The sequence below is a fragment of the Pseudomonas fluorescens genome (assembly GCF_002022275.1).
GTDB lineage: Bacteria > Pseudomonadota > Gammaproteobacteria > Pseudomonadales > Pseudomonadaceae > Aquipseudomonas > Aquipseudomonas fluorescens_AJ.
The window spans coordinates 1-14,176 of the sequence record NZ_MSDF01000058.1 but is presented as its reverse complement, the minus strand read 5'-3'; the positions used below and the strand labels follow the sequence as shown (position 1 = coordinate 14,176).

Here is a 14,176-nt window from a genome sequence, read left to right as displayed (position 1 = left end):
CGTCTGTCGACAATGGGTCCCATAAACGTACCTATTGGAGTTGTAAGTCATGGCAGTCGCTCATTCCCTTGGATTTCCGCGCATTGGACGCGATCGTGAACTGAAAAAAGCGCAGGAAGCGTTCTGGAAGGGCGAACTCGACGAAGCCGGCCTGCGCGCCGTGGGCCGTGACCTGCGCAAGGCCCATTGGGCGCTGCAACAACAAGCCGGTATCGAGTTGCTGCCCGCCGGGGATTTCGCCTGGTACGACCAGGTGCTGACCCACTCGCTGATGTTCGGCGTGATCCCCGAGCGTTTCCGCCCGGCGGACGGCCACGCCACCTTGCAGACCCTCTTCGGCATGGCCCGTGGCGTCAGCGACAGCTGCTGCGGCGGTGCGTACGCCCAGGAAATGACCAAGTGGTTCGACACCAACTACCACTACCTCGTCCCCGAGTTCAGCGCAGACCAGCAGTTCCACCTCGGCTGGGATCAGTTGTTCGAGGAAGTGCAGGAAGCCCGCGACCTCGGCCACAACGTCAAGCCGGTGGTGATCGGCCCGCTGACTTATCTATGGCTGGGCAAGGCCAAGGGCGGCGACTTCGACAAGCTCGACCTGCTCGACCGCCTGCTGCCGCTGTATGGCCAGATCTTTCAGCGCCTGGCCGAGCTGGGCGTGGAATGGGTGCAGATCGACGAGCCGATCCTCGTTCTGGATCTGCCTCAGGAGTGGAAAAACGCCTTTGAACGCGCCTACAACCAGATCCAGCGTGACCCGCTGAAAAAGCTCGTGGCCACCTACTTTGGCGGCCTGGAAGAGAACCTCGGCCTGGCCGCCAACCTGCCGGTGGATGGCCTGCACATCGACCTGGTGCGTGCGCCGGACCAATACCCGACCATCCTCGACCGCTTGCCTGCATATAAAGTCTTGTCCCTGGGCGTCGTGAATGGCCGTAACGTCTGGCGCTGCGATCTGGAAAACGCTCTGGCCACCTTGCAACACGCCCATGAAAAGTTGGGTGATCGCCTGTGGGTTGCGCCGTCCTGCTCGCTGCTGCACAGCCCGGTGGACCTGGGCCGTGAAGACGCGCTGGATGCCGAGCTGAAAAGCTGGCTGGCGTTTGCCGTGCAAAAGTGCGCCGAAGTGGCGGTACTGGCTCAGGCGGTGAATGAACCAGAAGCGCCCAATGTGCTGGCTGCTCTGGCTGAAAGCCGCGCCGTGCAAGCTGCCCGTGCTGCCTCGCCGCGTATTCACAAACCGGCCGTGCAAGCCCGTGTGGCGGCGATCACTGCCAAGGACAGCCAACGCCAGTCGCTGTTTGCCCAACGCATCGAGAAGCAACGCGCCGGCCTGAACCTGCCGCTGTTCCCGACCACCACCATCGGTTCGTTCCCGCAAACCGCCTCCATCCGCCTGGCGCGCCAGTCCTACAAGACCGGCAAATTGAGCGAAGCCGAATACGTCGAAGCCATGCACAGCGAGATCAGGCACGCCGTAGAAGTGCAGGAAAACCTCGGCCTGGACGTGCTGGTACACGGTGAAGCCGAACGCAACGACATGGTCGAATATTTCGCCGAGCAACTCGACGGCTATGTGTTCACCCGCTTTGGCTGGGTGCAGAGCTACGGTTCGCGCTGCGTGAAACCGGCGGTGATCTTTGGCGACTTGAGCCGCCCGAACGCCATGACGGTGGAGTGGATCCGCTACGCCCAGGGCCTCACCCACAAGGTGATGAAGGGCATGCTGACCGGCCCGGTGACCATGCTGATGTGGTCGTTCCCGCGTGAAGACGTGAGCCGCGAGGTGCAAGCGCGTCAACTGGCGCTGGCCATTCGCGACGAAGTGGTCGACCTCGAAGCCGCCGGCATCAAGATTGTGCAGATCGACGAAGCTGCGTTCCGTGAAGGTTTGCCGTTGCGCCAGGCGCAGTGGCAGCACTACCTGGACTGGGCCACCGAAGTGTTCCGCCTGTGCGCTTGCGGCGTGCGTGACGAGACCCAGATCCACACGCACATGTGCTACAGCGAATTCAACGATGTGATCGAGTCCATCGCGGCGATGGACGCCGACGTCATCACCATCGAAACGTCACGCTCGGACATGGAGCTGCTCGACGCGTTCGAAGCCTTCGCTTACCCGAACGACATTGGGCCGGGCGTCTACGACATCCACTCGCCACGCGTGCCACAGGCGTCGGAAATGGCCAACCTGCTGCGCAAGGCGGCCCAGCGGATTCCGGCCGAACGGTTGTGGGTCAACCCGGACTGCGGCCTGAAAACCCGTGGCTGGCCGGAGACGGAAGCGGCGTTGGTTCACATGGTCACTGCGGCCCGGCAACTGCGCGCCGAACTGGCCTGACACCACCCCCCGATCGTTCCTACGCTCCGCGTGGGAACGCCTCTTGGGACGCTCCGCGTCCCGTCAGTCGCGTACATTCTTGAATGTGTGCACTGTGTGACGCGGAGCGTCACTGGCTGCTTTCCCACGCGGAGCGTGGGAACGATCACGTGCGGGTGACCTCAATCCGGTCAAACCCGCGCAGCCTGTACAACAACACCGACGCCGCCCAACTGGCGACAAAAATGCCGATGATGATGTACCCCAGCATGCCGAAGCTGTCGTTCAGGCTGCCGATAAACCCCCAGAATCCGCCCTTCAAATCCAGTTGATCGGCGATCAGCCCCAGCGCCTCGATGCTGCCGATGATTACCGCGACCACCACCGAGACCAGGGTGATGCTCATGTTGTAGTAAATCTTGCGGATCGGCTTCATATACGCCCAGCCATACGCGCCAAGCATCAAGTGCCCGTCGAGCGTATCCACCAGCGACATGCCGGCGCTGAACAGCAGCGGGAACACCATGATCGACCACGGCGACAAGCCTTGCGCGGCTTGGGTGGCGGAGATGCCCAGCAGGGCGATTTCAGTGGCCGTGTCAAACCCCAGGCCAAACAGAAAACCCAGCGGATACAGGTGCCAGCTGCGGCTGATCAGGCGAAACAGCGGGCGGAAGATCCGCGCCATAAAACCCCGGTCGGCCAGCAGCAGGTCGAAATCGTCTTCCTTGTAGGCACCGCCCTGACACACATGGCGCCAGGCTTTGTAGATCGAACGCAGGATCACCAGGTTCATCAGCGCGATCACCAGCAAAAACAGCGCCGAGACTGACGTGCCGATCACGCCGCCGATGGCCTTGAAGCCGTCAAAATGTTCCTTCATGGTCGCAGCGGCAAACGCCACGCCAATCGATGCCAGCACCACCACCGACGAATGCCCCAGCGAGAAGAAGAACCCCACTGCCACCGGGCGTTTTTTCTCTTGCATCAGCTTGCGGGTGGCGTTGTCGATGGCGGCGATATGGTCGGCGTCCACCGCATGGCGCAGGCCGAAGCTGTAGGCGAGCAGGGCGGTGCCCAGCAGAATCGGGTGGTCATGGAACGCTACCAGCGCCCAGAGCCAGGCGCCGACGTTGATGGCGATCAACACCCCATAAATGCCAAACAACTTGCTGCGCACTTCACGGTTGGAATCACTGAAAACCTGGGCGAGACGGTGGATCATCAGGTAAACCCTTTGTTGAATTGCGGCACATCGAGGAAACTTAATGGATTCCGTCGGCGTCGATGATGAAATCTGCGGGTTTAACCAGAGGAATAAACATGAGCATGAAGGAACAGCCGGCCGAGGCGGTGATCGCGTTCTGGAAACAGGCAGGGCCTAAACGCTGGTTTGCCAAGGACGATGGTTTTGACCAAGCCTTTCGCGACACCTTTTACGCCACCCATATGCAGGCGGCCCGGCGTGAGCTGGAAGGCTGGCTGGACTCGGCGCAGAGCGCGCTGGCCCTGCTGATTTTGCTCGATCAATTCCCGCGCAACGCCTTTCGCGATACGGCGCACATGTTTGCTACTGACCCGCTGGCGCGTGTGTATGCCCAGCGCATGGTGGATGCCGGGCTTGATCAGTTGATAGAGCCCGAGCTGCGCGCGTTCTGTTATTTGCCGTTTGAGCACTCGGAGGATGCGGCGGATCAGCAGCGTTCAGTAGTGTTGAATCAACGTTTGGATGCCAACACCTATCACTGGGCCAAGGAGCATGCGGTGATCATTGAGCGGTTTGGGCGGTTTCCTCATCGTAATGCGGTGTTGGCCAGGACCAGTACCGAACAGGAGCTGGAATTTCTCCAGTCCGGCGGCTTCGCCGGCTAAGCTCCGTAGCTTTAGGCTGAACACGGTCAAAAATGTGGGAGCGGGCTTGCTCGCGAAAGCGGTGTGTCACCTACTACATCTGGTACTGACACACCGCCTTCGCGAGCAAGCCCGCTCCCACAGTTTGAACCTAATTCACTCTAGGCCTCGGCAGGCACAAAGGTTTCTCTGGCACCCACCGGGCGAAAACGCCGCAACCCCTTGAGGTCCACCGCCCAGCGCAAGGCTTCTGTTGCTGAAGGCCGCGGGCCGTGGCTGATGGCCTGTTCATCCCGGCCGAGTGAACCCAGATACCCCTGCGCGCCGCCGCGCTCGCTCCAGTAGTGGGTGTGGCTGAGCCAGGACTTGGCGAGCCAGCCTTTCCATTTGTCTACCGTCACAGGCAAATCCAGCACGCCATTGCCCATCACTGGCTTGACCGGGCCGCCCACCAGGTCGCCGAACAGGCCGTACGGCGCCGGGAAGTACAGGTTGGTCCAGCGCGTGACGGCAAAGGCTGCCGCGTGGTGCAGGTACTGCGGGGTGAAGGCTTTCTGGCCGAGCATCACCGGTTGGCGGGCGTTGTAGCCATACCCCTTGGTGTCTTCGGTGGGCGGGCAGGCCGGGGCTTCGCGGCGTTCCATGCGCTGTTTGAAGTCGCTGACGCTGCGGCCCAGCAACAGGCTGGCGTGGGCCATCGGGCTGCCGACGGTCACAAGGTCAGTGATGCGCCACGGGTTGCCCAGGTCGCGCTGTTCGATAAACGCTTGGGTCTGCAGTTCGCGAAACTTCAAGGTGCTGCTCAAACTGCCGTCGAGGGCTTCGCCAGCCTTGTGCAGTGCGTCCTTGATCACCGGCTGCAGCGGCTCGCCCTTGGCGTACCGCGCTGCCAGTTCAAGGTTGCTGGGGATGACTTTGGTCAACTGGTCGTGATGCTCATGCCACAGGTAACCGACGATATCGTAGGCAATCACGCTGCCCAGGCTGTGGCCCACCACGATGATGCGGTCGTAGGCCGCCTTGTTGTGCAAGGCGCGCAGCAACGCCACGCCATCGGCGCGAATTTGCTCACGCACCACCACATTCTGCGGGTTGGGGCTGAGGTAGCGGGCGGCGTCGCCCAGGTAAGACAGCGCGGAATAACGCAGCCCCAGGCCGATGGCGCCCAGCAACAACGGCACGAACGCGAAGGGGTTGGTGTCGTGATTGAAAGCGCCCCACGCCGTGGCGAGGGTGCCGGTGGCGATCAGCAGCAACAGCACCATCACCGTCCAGCGCGTGGTGCGCCAGATCGGCACGATGGCGTCGGGAATGTCGCGGCGCGGACGTTTGAAGATGTCCCACAGCCAGCCCAGCAAGTGGCCAACCTTGGTGCCCTGCATCTTGTGCGCCCAGTAGTACTCGTAGAAATCCGTGCTGGTGCGGCCTGATGACTTCAATACGCGCAGGTCAAAATTGCGTGAAAGGCGGTCCGGCTTGCTCCAGTAAAACGGCGTGCCGTCGGGGGTGTCTGCCGGGATCATTGCTTCGACGAAGCCGCGCAGGGTGTCCATCGGGCGCTGTTCGCCGATGCCGTGGATGACGACAACTGCTTGTTTCATGAGGTGATCATTCCTTGAAAACGACAAAAGGCGGGAGGCTGCCGCAGGGTAGCTAATCGCTATGATATTGCCATTACTGTCGCCATTCCCGCCAGGAATGCCCCCATAAAAACCGCGCATTGTCATTCCGGCCGCAGATCTCGTAGCGTGGGCTTCTACCCAAGGAGCCCCGCCATGAACCGCCCCCAATTGCGCCTGTACGTCGATGCCCAGTTCACCAGCCCCTACGCGATGTCGGTGTTTATCACCCTGCGCGAGAAAGGCCTGGCGTTCGACACGCTGACCGTGGACCTGGACACCGCACAAAATCGAGAGCCTGACTTCGCCCGGTTGTCCCTGACCCAGCGCGTGCCGACCTTGGTCGACGGTGACTTTGCTCTGTCGGAATCTTCCGCGATCAGCGAATACCTGGACGAGGCTTTTCCCGACACGGCGGTGTACCCGGCCGACCCGAAACAGCGGGCGAGGGCGCGGCAGGTGCAGGCGTGGCTGCGCAGCGATTTGCTGCCGATTCGTCAGGAGCGCTCGACGCTGGTGGTGTTTTACGGGCAAAAGATGCCGCCGCTGACGCCTGTGGCCGAGGCTGCCGCGCACAAGCTGATCAGTGCGGCGCAAGTGCTGTTGGCGGGCGATCCGCCGAACCTGTTTGGCGAGTGGTGCATTGCCGATGTGGACCTGGCCGTGATGCTCAATCGCCTGGTTCTCAATGGCGACAGCGTGCCCGCAGAGCTGGTGGCCTACGCGCAGCGCCAGTGGCAACGGCCATCGGTGCAGGAGTGGGTACGCCAACAACGCCCTGTGCTGTAACCCGACCATTCATCATCCGTGAGCGGTGGCACCCTTGACAGGTGTCACCCAGCGGGCAAATACTCACGCCATATTCATATAGATGACTAAATAACAAAGTGAATGTGGCCCGATGAATACCTTGTCCAGTGATGCCCGTCTGCCGCTCTATCAACGCCTGCGTGACCACCTGGTTGAGCAGATCGCCAACAATCGCTGGCGCCCCGGTGAACCGATCCCGACCGAAGCGGTGTTGTCCGCCGAGTACGCGTTGTCTACCGGCACGGTGCGCAAGGCCGTGGACGCGCTGGTCAGCGAGGGCATCCTTGAGCGTCAGCAAGGCCGTGGCACTTTCGTGCGGCGCCCGCAGTTTCAATCTTCGCTGTTTCGGTTCTTTCGTTTTCAAGGCCCGTCGGGCGAGCGTCAGGTGCCGGAAAGCCGGATTCTGTCGGTTGAATCCGTGCCCGCACCGTCGGCGGTGAGTGAAGCTCTGGGGCTGGCGCCAAGCGCTCAGGTGATACGCATTGTGCGTACCCGTTTGCTCGACGTGCAGCCTCTGCTGGCCGAAGAAATCTGGCTGCCACGCACACGGTTTCAGGCGTTGCTTGAAGTCGACCTGGCTGAGCAGGGGCCGTTGCTCTACCCGGTCTATGAAAGCGTGTGCGGGCAGGTGGTGGCCTCGGCCGAGGAAACCCTCACCGCCGAAGCCGTCAACGAGGTGTACGCGCGCCTGTTGCAGGTGCCGGTCAATAGCCCGGTGGTGGTGATCGAACGGCTGGCCCGTGATTACGCCGGGCAACCCCTGGAGTGGCGACGCTCCCGTGGGCATGCCGAGCATTTCCGTTACCGCGTGGACATTCGCTGACACCAGGGGCCAGAACCTTCTGGCCCCACACCCAGGCTGTTTGCCACACCTGGCCCGGCAACGGCGCGGTTCGCGTTCGGCTGCCTTGCGTTTCACCTATAAGGATAAGAAATCATGTTCAGTTGGTATCGCCACGTCACTCCTCGGGAGCGCAAAACATTCTGGGCCTGCTTCGGCGGCTGGTCCCTTGATGCACTGGAAGTACAGATGTTTGGGCTGGCGATCCCGGCGCTGATCGCCGCGTTCGCCCTCACCAAGGGCGATGCGGGCCTTATCAGCGGGGTTACGCTGGTCACCTCAGCCATCGGCGGCTGGGTCGGCGGCACGCTCTCCGACCGCTACGGCCGTGTGCGTACGCTGCAGTGGATGATTGTGTGGTTTTCGTTCTTCACCTTTTTGTCGGCGTTTGTCACCGGCTTCAACCAGTTGCTGATCGTCAAGGCGCTGCAAGGCTTCGGCATCGGCGGTGAGTGGGCAGCGGGCGCGGTGCTGATGGCCGAAACCATCAACCCCAAGTATCGCGGCAAAGTCATGGGCACCGTGCAAAGCGCCTGGGCGGTAGGCTGGGGCGTGGCGGTGGGGGTGTTTGCGCTGATCTATTCGTTCGTGCCCCAGGACATGGCCTGGCGCGTGATGTTCGTCGTGGGCCTGCTGCCGTCGTTCCTGATTATTTGGGTGCGGCGCAATGTCGAGGAGCCCGACAGCTTCCAGCGCCTGCAAAAAGAACAGGCGATTCCCCAGAGTTTTTTCAAGTCGCTGGCCGGTATTTTTCGCCCCGAGCTGATTCGCGTCACGCTGTTTGGCGGGCTGTTGGGCCTGGGCGCCCACGGCGGATATCACGCGGTGATGACGTGGCTGCCGACCTTTCTCAAGACCGAACGCAACCTGTCGGTACTTAACTCCGGTGGCTACCTGGCGGTGATCATCTTCGCCTTTTGGTGTGGCTGCGTGGTCAGCGGGTTTCTGATCGACCGCATTGGCCGCCGCAAGAATATCGTGCTGTTCGCCCTGTGCTGCGTGGTGACCGTGCAGGCCTATGTGTTCCTGCCACTGACCAACACGCAGATGTTATTCCTCGGCTTCCCGCTGGGCTTTTTCGCTGCCGGTATTCCGGCCAGTCTGGGAGCGTTGTTTAACGAGCTCTACCCGGCGGACGTGCGCGGTGCCGGCGTGGGTTTTTGCTACAACTTCGGGCGCGTGTTGTCGGCGGTGTTCCCGTTTCTGGTAGGGCACATGAGTGCCTCCATGTCCCTGGGCTCGGCGATTGGCATTGATGCCGGGATTGCCTACGGCGTTGCAGTGATCGCCGCACTGTGCCTGCCGGAAACCCGTGGTCGCGTCCTCGAAGCAACGCCTGCGGCCGATGCTCCTGCTGGCCAGCGCGTCCAGGCTTGAACCCCATTCACCGTGAAAGATAAAACCATGCTTGATAACGGCTCCCCACCCATCACCGGCATTGACGGCCACGCCCATGTATTCAGCCAAGCGCTGACCCTTGCCGGCGAACGCCGCTATACCCCCGGCTACGATGCCACTCTGGCCGACTACCTGCAGCACCTGCACACCAGTGGTTTGAGCCACGGCGTGCTGGTGCAGCCGAGCTTTCTGGGCACCGACAACAGCTATCTGCTGGCCGCCCTGACGCAGGCGCCGGAGCAGCTGCGCGGTGTGGTGGTGGTTGAGCGGCAGGTGAGTGTCGACACCTTGCAGGCCATGGCCCGGCTCGGTGTGGTGGGTGTGCGATTGAATCTGGTCGGGCAACCGTTGCCGGACTTTACCGAGCCCGGTTGGCGCGTGTTTTTCCAGCGCATCGCTGAGCTGGGCTGGCACGTGGAGCTGCACCGCGACATTGACGACCTGCCGCAGTTGGTGCGCCAGTTGATGGCGTTCGACGTCAAACTGGTGATTGACCACTTCGGGCGCCCCGATGCACGGCGCGGCGTGGATCAACCCGCGTTTGCCGAATTGCTGACGTTGGGAGCAAGCGGGCAGGTGTGGCTGAAAGTCTCCGGTATCTACCGCTTGGGCGGCACCCCGGCGCAGAACCTGGCGTTTGCCCGCCAGGCCATGCCCCTGCTGGCGCAGAGCTTTGGCCCTGAGCGCCTGGTGTGGGGCAGTGACTGGCCGCACACGCAGCACGAAACCAGGATCGACTACGCCAGCGTAGTGCTGCAACGCCAGGCGCTGCGGCTCTCGGCGCAAACGGAGCAGGCGCTGCTGATCGACACCCCCAGCCGGTTATTCGGCTTCCAGCACCTGTAGCCATTCCTGAGCCACGCGCCGGTCGAGGTCTTCCCAATCGGCCATGCCCAACACCCGCGTGGTGTTCAAACCGCGCAGGTAGCCGCGCAGTTGCTGGGCGCTGGCGTAACGTTGATCGGCGCCGGCGGCCTCATCCTGCAGCACGTTTTCATAGTCGACCAGGTAATCGGCGACGCGCTCGCGAAACTCCGGTAATACGGCTTCGCGGATGCGGTCGAAGGTTTTCTGGTGGGGCTTCATGGCGTGGTCCTTATCGATTTTATGTGAGCACTATCGGTTCAGATAATAGTCACCATCACGAATCGCAAGTTCTGTTTTTTCGCCAACAGCGCAAAATTGCAGCATCACGACGCTGCTCAAGGAAATGCGCGATGAGGACGATAATTCAGCTGGGTTTAATGATTCTGATGTTCGGCACAGCGGTGCTGACCAACCCGGCGATTGCCGATGATCTGCGTACAGGCCATTTGCTGCCTCTCGTCGGTAGCGTAGACTCCCTGGCGCGCGCGCAGTCGGTGGGGGTGTTGTACAGCGAAAACACCCGCGACAACCTCAGCTACCTTGAGCGCTACCATGCCATGGCCTTGAACGGCGCCAAGAATGACCTCGACGGGCGCATCCGTGAGGCGTTCGTCGACAGCTCCGATCCGGAACTGGCCATAGACTGGTTAATGAATTCGTTGCAGGGCACTTTTTTATCGGTGACGGTCTATAGCAGCCTGGATGAGCTAGTGCAGGCGCATCCGGACGTGGTGGTGATGCTCGATACCCATAACCAGTTGCTGACCCAGCGTAACGATGTGGTCGAAGCCAGGTTTACCGCGCGGTTCTATGACGCGGACCTGCAATACATCGCCAAGGCTGAAGGCTCGATGCACAAGCAGGTGGCCTCGGTGTGGGTGCATGACAAGGCGGCGCCCGAGATTGCCGCGCAGATTGAACAACAGCGTGATGTACAGCTTGATGCCTTGAAGCAGTTCGATGCCTCGCTCAAGGCTCTGGTCCGCGAGGGATGACACGCGGATTGATGTGAACCCTATTTGCTCTATTCAGGAATGTTTATGCGCTCTATTTTCGTCCCGGCCCTGGCGGCGGCTTCGTTGTTGCTGACCGGTTGTATCACTGCTCCCAACGCTCCGACCCTGACCCTGCAAACCGACAAGACGCCCGAAGCCTATCTGCAGTGCGTAGTGCCCAAGCTTGAAAAACACGGCATTTCCTCCACCGTCACGCAAAACTCGCGTCACGCCAAGGTGGTGTTGACCAGCAAGATTGCCGCCGATGATGTGCTGGAGGCCTACAAGTCTCAGGACGGCACCAAAGTGTTCTTGTATGAGCGCAAGCCGCTGGCATCGGCGATCAAGCCGTCGCGGCTGGAGATGTCGGCTCAGGATTGCAAGTAACCCCGAGCCGCACACAAAGCAAAAATGTGGGAGCGGGCTTGCTCGCGAAAGCGGTGGATCAGTCAGTAACGTATCGACTGAAACTCCGCCTTCGCGAGCAAGCCCGCTCCCACATTTGGATTTTCGTAGGGCTTTAAGGTTTTGCTTCGTTGCTGAAGCTGTTCACGGTGTGGACCAAGCCTTTGGCCGCCAACGCCACCAACTCACCGCCTTTTTCCACTGTCGCCAGCGCCGGGTCTGAGCCCATGCGGCCGTCGGGGAAGCGTGCGCGGAAGTCCAGTGCTTCGCGGATCGGGCCGGTGTTGGCGATTTGCGGCGAATAATCGGCTGACTTGATCGAGTCCGGGTACGCCCACTGCGTCACTGCAATCTCCGACGGCGTGGCGTGGCTGCCGTGGCCGACCGGGAATTGGCGGTGAGCCAGGTCGGTCACACCTTCCAGGTCCCACCAGTTCACCAGTTTCAACGCAAAACCCGCCGGGCGACGGGCAAAACTCGCCTCGGCGTACAGCTCGGAAAACGCCGCTTCAATGGTCGCGATATTGCCGCCATGGCCGTTCAGAAACAGGATTTTCTCGAAACCATGCCCGGCCAGCGAACGCACCCAGTCGCCAATCGCGGCGATAAAGGTGGAAGGGCGCAGCGAAATGGTGCCGGGAAAGCCCAGGTGGTGCTGGGCCATGCCGATGTTGAAGGTCGGGCCGATCAGGATGTCGGCGTTCTTCTGCGCCTCATGGGCGATGATTTCCGGGCACATCCAGTCCGTGCCCAGCAGGCCGGTGGGGCCGTGTTGTTCGTTGGAACCGATGGGGATCACTACCGTGCGGCTGCGCTCCAGAAACTGCCCAATTTCGATCCAGGTGGACGTGTGTAGAAGCATGCGTGGCTCTCTTTTATCGGTGGGGACAGGCTAACCACCACGGAGTGTACGACTACTTGCCACCTGTTGGGGTTTGCAATTGAGGTAAGTCGAGGACTTCAACCAGCGCTGGTCCGGGTACCAGGAAAACATGAATTGCCCGTCCTTGAGCTTGTCCACCACCTGGCGCGCCACCTGCGGGCGCACGGCGGGGCAGCCCTGGCTGCGGCCGATGCGGCCTTCGCGCTTGCTCCAGGCCGGGTTGACGTAGTCGGCGGCGTGGATCACCAGCGCGCGGTCGCGGGCCTGATCATTGAAACCGGGTTCGAGGCCGTCCATGCGCAGCGAGTAGCCGTGGGCGCCCAGGTAACTTTCCTGAGTACGGAACAGGCCCAGGCTGGATTGGTGGCTGCCTTCAAGGTTGGAGAACTGGGTGGCGAAGTTTTCCCCGGATTTGGCGCCGTGGGCCACCAAGTCGCGTAGCACCAGAGTCTTTTTGCGCAAATCGAAGATCCACAGCCGACGGGCGGTCGAAGGCTGCGAGTAGTCAATCACAGCCAGGCGGTCCGAGCGTTCTTCACCATTATTGACGGCGCACTGCACGGCGCTCAGGGCGCTTTTCAAGACCATTGGATTGAGTTCTGGAGCCGAGCGCGCCAGGCTGCTATACAAGTTAGGAGGCGTCTGATTGGCGGCGAGCGCAAAATTGCTCAGCGTAGCCAGGCTTACGGCAAACAAGCCGAGCAGGTATTTAAAAGTCAGCATCTACAGTACATCCCCCCACTGTGGATTGGAGCGTAGTCAATTGTTCAAAAAACACGCATGTTACTTGAGCCTTTGCCTGCTCGTTGCACCACTGGTCGCGACGGCTGATGAGCTGCCGGCCGAGCCTGTGCCGCTGATAGCCGCCAGCCCGGTGCAGCAGGCCCTCGCGCAACTGCCCGGCGTATGCCCCGGCCTGGCCCCGCACATCGACCCCGCCGCTCAAGCGCGCTTGCAAGCGTTCTACCAGCAGCAGGGCGATGTGCCCCTCTGGTCCGACGATCAGCGCCGTCAAGCCTTGCACTCCCAGTTGCAGCTATTGGCCGACGACGGCCTGGACCCCGCTCACTATAGTCTGCCTGCGCCAGACGCCATGGCGAACGTGCTGTGCAGCGATATCGACGTGAGCCGCCAGTACCTCCAGGCCCTGCAGGATTTGCACTTCGGGCGCCTGCAGCAATCGCGCTTCGAGCCGCTGTGGCATTCCCAGCCGCCTACCCGCGACCCGAATACCGAGGTGCTGGCCTTCGCCGCCGCCGGCCTGCAAGACATGGCCCAAGCGTTCGACCAGGCGCGCCCCAGCGCCGACCTTTACCGCAGCCTGCGCAATGCCTATTCCACGGTGCGCCAGCAACCGTTGCCGCATTGGGACCCGGTCGCCACCGGCCCATTGTTGCGCCCCGGCATGGAAGACCCGCGCGTGCCGGAGCTGGCAAGGCGTCTGGTCAGCGGCGGCTACCTGGCCAAGGCCACCAGCGGCAAGCAATACCGCGATGAGCTGGTCAAGGCGGTCAAGGCCTTCCAGCTCAGCCATTCGCTGCAAGCCGACGGTGTGATCGGCGCCGGTACCGTGGCCGAACTCAATATCAGCCCGGCGGTACGCCGTGAACAGTTGCGCATCAACCTCGAACGCTTCCGCTGGCTGGCCCAGGACCTGGAGCCCGAAGGCGTGCTGGTCAACGTCGCCGCTGCACAGCTCAGCGTTTATCAAAGCGGCATTCCGGTGTGGCAAACCCGCCTGCAAGTCGGCCGCGCCGAGCGCCAGACGCCGCTGCTCAAATCACGCATCACCCGGCTGACCCTCAACCCGACCTGGACCATCCCGCCGACCATCATGCGCGAGGACAAACTCCCGGCCATCCGCCTCAACCCCGAGTACCTGCGCCAGCAAAACCTGCAAGTGCTCGACCCCGAAGGCCGCCCGCTGGCCCCCGAGCAAATCGACTGGGCGCGCCCCGGCAACATCCTCCTGCGCCAGGACGCCGGCCCGCGTAACCCGCTGGGCAAGATCGTGATGCGCTTCCCCAACCCGTACTCGGTGTACCTGCACGACACGCCGAGCCAGCCGCTGTTTACCAAAGGGCCACGGGCGTTCAGTTCCGGGTGTGTGAGGGTTGAACAGCCGCTGTTGCTGCGCGATCTGCTGGTGACCCCGGCCGAGCGCACCCGCACCGATGAGTTGCTCGCCAC

Annotated in this window: 14 protein-coding genes; 9 read left to right on the top strand and 5 right to left on the bottom strand. The window is 61.9% G+C overall.

The features are described from left to right. Window positions 1–49 precede the first annotated feature (49 nt). Window positions 50–2,338: a 5-methyltetrahydropteroyltriglutamate--homocysteine S-methyltransferase gene (gene metE, locus BFW87_RS28805; RefSeq protein ID WP_078743110.1), complete on the top strand. Its 2,289-nt coding sequence runs from the start codon at window positions 50–52 to the stop codon at window positions 2,336–2,338. Window positions 2,339–2,483: 145 nt separating this feature from the next. Here the strand turns inward: metE and BFW87_RS28800 are convergent, their stop codons facing one another. Continuing rightward, the gene (locus tag BFW87_RS28800; protein ID WP_078743109.1) at window positions 2,484–3,542 is read right to left on the bottom strand and encodes a HoxN/HupN/NixA family nickel/cobalt transporter; all 1,059 of its coding nucleotides are present in this window, start codon (window positions 3,540–3,542) and stop codon (window positions 2,484–2,486) included. Between the two features lie 104 nt (window positions 3,543–3,646). Here BFW87_RS28800 and BFW87_RS28795 point away from each other — a divergent pair, with 104 nt between their 5' ends. Beyond that, entirely contained in the window at window positions 3,647–4,189 is a 543-nt protein-coding gene (locus BFW87_RS28795) for a DUF924 family protein (protein WP_078743214.1), read from the top strand. Between the two features lie 140 nt (window positions 4,190–4,329). Here BFW87_RS28795 and BFW87_RS28790 read toward each other — a convergent pair whose 3' ends face one another. Continuing rightward, window positions 4,330–5,769 (bottom strand): hypothetical protein, encoded by a 1,440-nt coding sequence (locus BFW87_RS28790; RefSeq protein ID WP_078743108.1) that lies wholly within the window; start codon window positions 5,767–5,769, stop codon window positions 4,330–4,332. A 174-nt stretch (window positions 5,770–5,943) separates the two neighbouring features. Here BFW87_RS28790 and yfcF point away from each other — a divergent pair, with 174 nt between their 5' ends. The 4 genes from yfcF to BFW87_RS28770 all read left to right on the top strand — a co-directional run bounded on the left by yfcF (window position 5,944) and on the right by BFW87_RS28770 (window position 9,682). Further along, a complete protein-coding gene (gene yfcF, locus BFW87_RS28785) occupies window positions 5,944–6,576 on the top strand; it encodes a glutathione transferase (protein ID WP_078743107.1) in 633 nt (210 codons plus the stop codon). A gap of 112 nt (window positions 6,577–6,688) precedes the next feature. Beyond that, on the top strand, window positions 6,689–7,420 hold the full coding sequence (locus BFW87_RS28780) for a GntR family transcriptional regulator (RefSeq protein WP_078743106.1): 732 nt from the start codon (window positions 6,689–6,691) through the stop codon (window positions 7,418–7,420). Window positions 7,421–7,534: 114 nt separating this feature from the next. Further along, window positions 7,535–8,815 (top strand): MFS transporter, encoded by a 1,281-nt coding sequence (locus BFW87_RS28775; protein ID WP_078743105.1) that lies wholly within the window; start codon window positions 7,535–7,537, stop codon window positions 8,813–8,815. Between the two features lie 27 nt (window positions 8,816–8,842). Further along, window positions 8,843–9,682: an amidohydrolase family protein gene (locus BFW87_RS28770; RefSeq protein ID WP_078743104.1), complete on the top strand. Its 840-nt coding sequence runs from the start codon at window positions 8,843–8,845 to the stop codon at window positions 9,680–9,682. Here the strand turns inward: BFW87_RS28770 and BFW87_RS28765 are convergent. After that, window positions 9,659–9,922 (bottom strand): hypothetical protein, encoded by a 264-nt coding sequence (locus tag BFW87_RS28765; protein ID WP_078743103.1) that lies wholly within the window; start codon window positions 9,920–9,922, stop codon window positions 9,659–9,661. The two genes, BFW87_RS28770 and BFW87_RS28765, sit on opposite strands and share 24 nt — an antisense overlap. Window positions 9,923–10,053: 131 nt before the next feature. Here BFW87_RS28765 and BFW87_RS28760 point away from each other — a divergent pair, with 131 nt between their 5' ends. After that, entirely contained in the window at window positions 10,054–10,698 is a 645-nt protein-coding gene (locus BFW87_RS28760) for an ATPase (protein WP_078743102.1), read from the top strand. Between the two features lie 45 nt (window positions 10,699–10,743). Continuing rightward, window positions 10,744–11,085, top strand: a complete 342-nt coding sequence (locus BFW87_RS28755) for a hypothetical protein (protein ID WP_078743101.1) — start codon at window positions 10,744–10,746, stop codon at window positions 11,083–11,085. A gap of 133 nt (window positions 11,086–11,218) precedes the next feature. On the opposite strand, the gene BFW87_RS28750 is transcribed toward BFW87_RS28755, so the two are convergent. Both BFW87_RS28750 and BFW87_RS28745 read right to left on the bottom strand, forming a co-directional pair. Then, complete coding sequence (locus BFW87_RS28750; RefSeq protein ID WP_078743100.1) at window positions 11,219–11,965, bottom strand: creatininase family protein; 747 nt, start codon at window positions 11,963–11,965, stop codon at window positions 11,219–11,221. Window positions 11,966–11,995: 30 nt separating this feature from the next. Then, complete coding sequence (locus BFW87_RS28745; protein WP_078743099.1) at window positions 11,996–12,709, bottom strand: murein L,D-transpeptidase catalytic domain family protein; 714 nt, start codon at window positions 12,707–12,709, stop codon at window positions 11,996–11,998. A gap of 40 nt (window positions 12,710–12,749) precedes the next feature. On the opposite strand from BFW87_RS28745, the gene BFW87_RS28740 reads away from it, so the two are divergent. Beyond that, a partial coding sequence (locus tag BFW87_RS28740; protein WP_078743098.1) for a L,D-transpeptidase family protein occupies window positions 12,750–14,176 on the top strand: 1,427 nt, incomplete at its 3' end.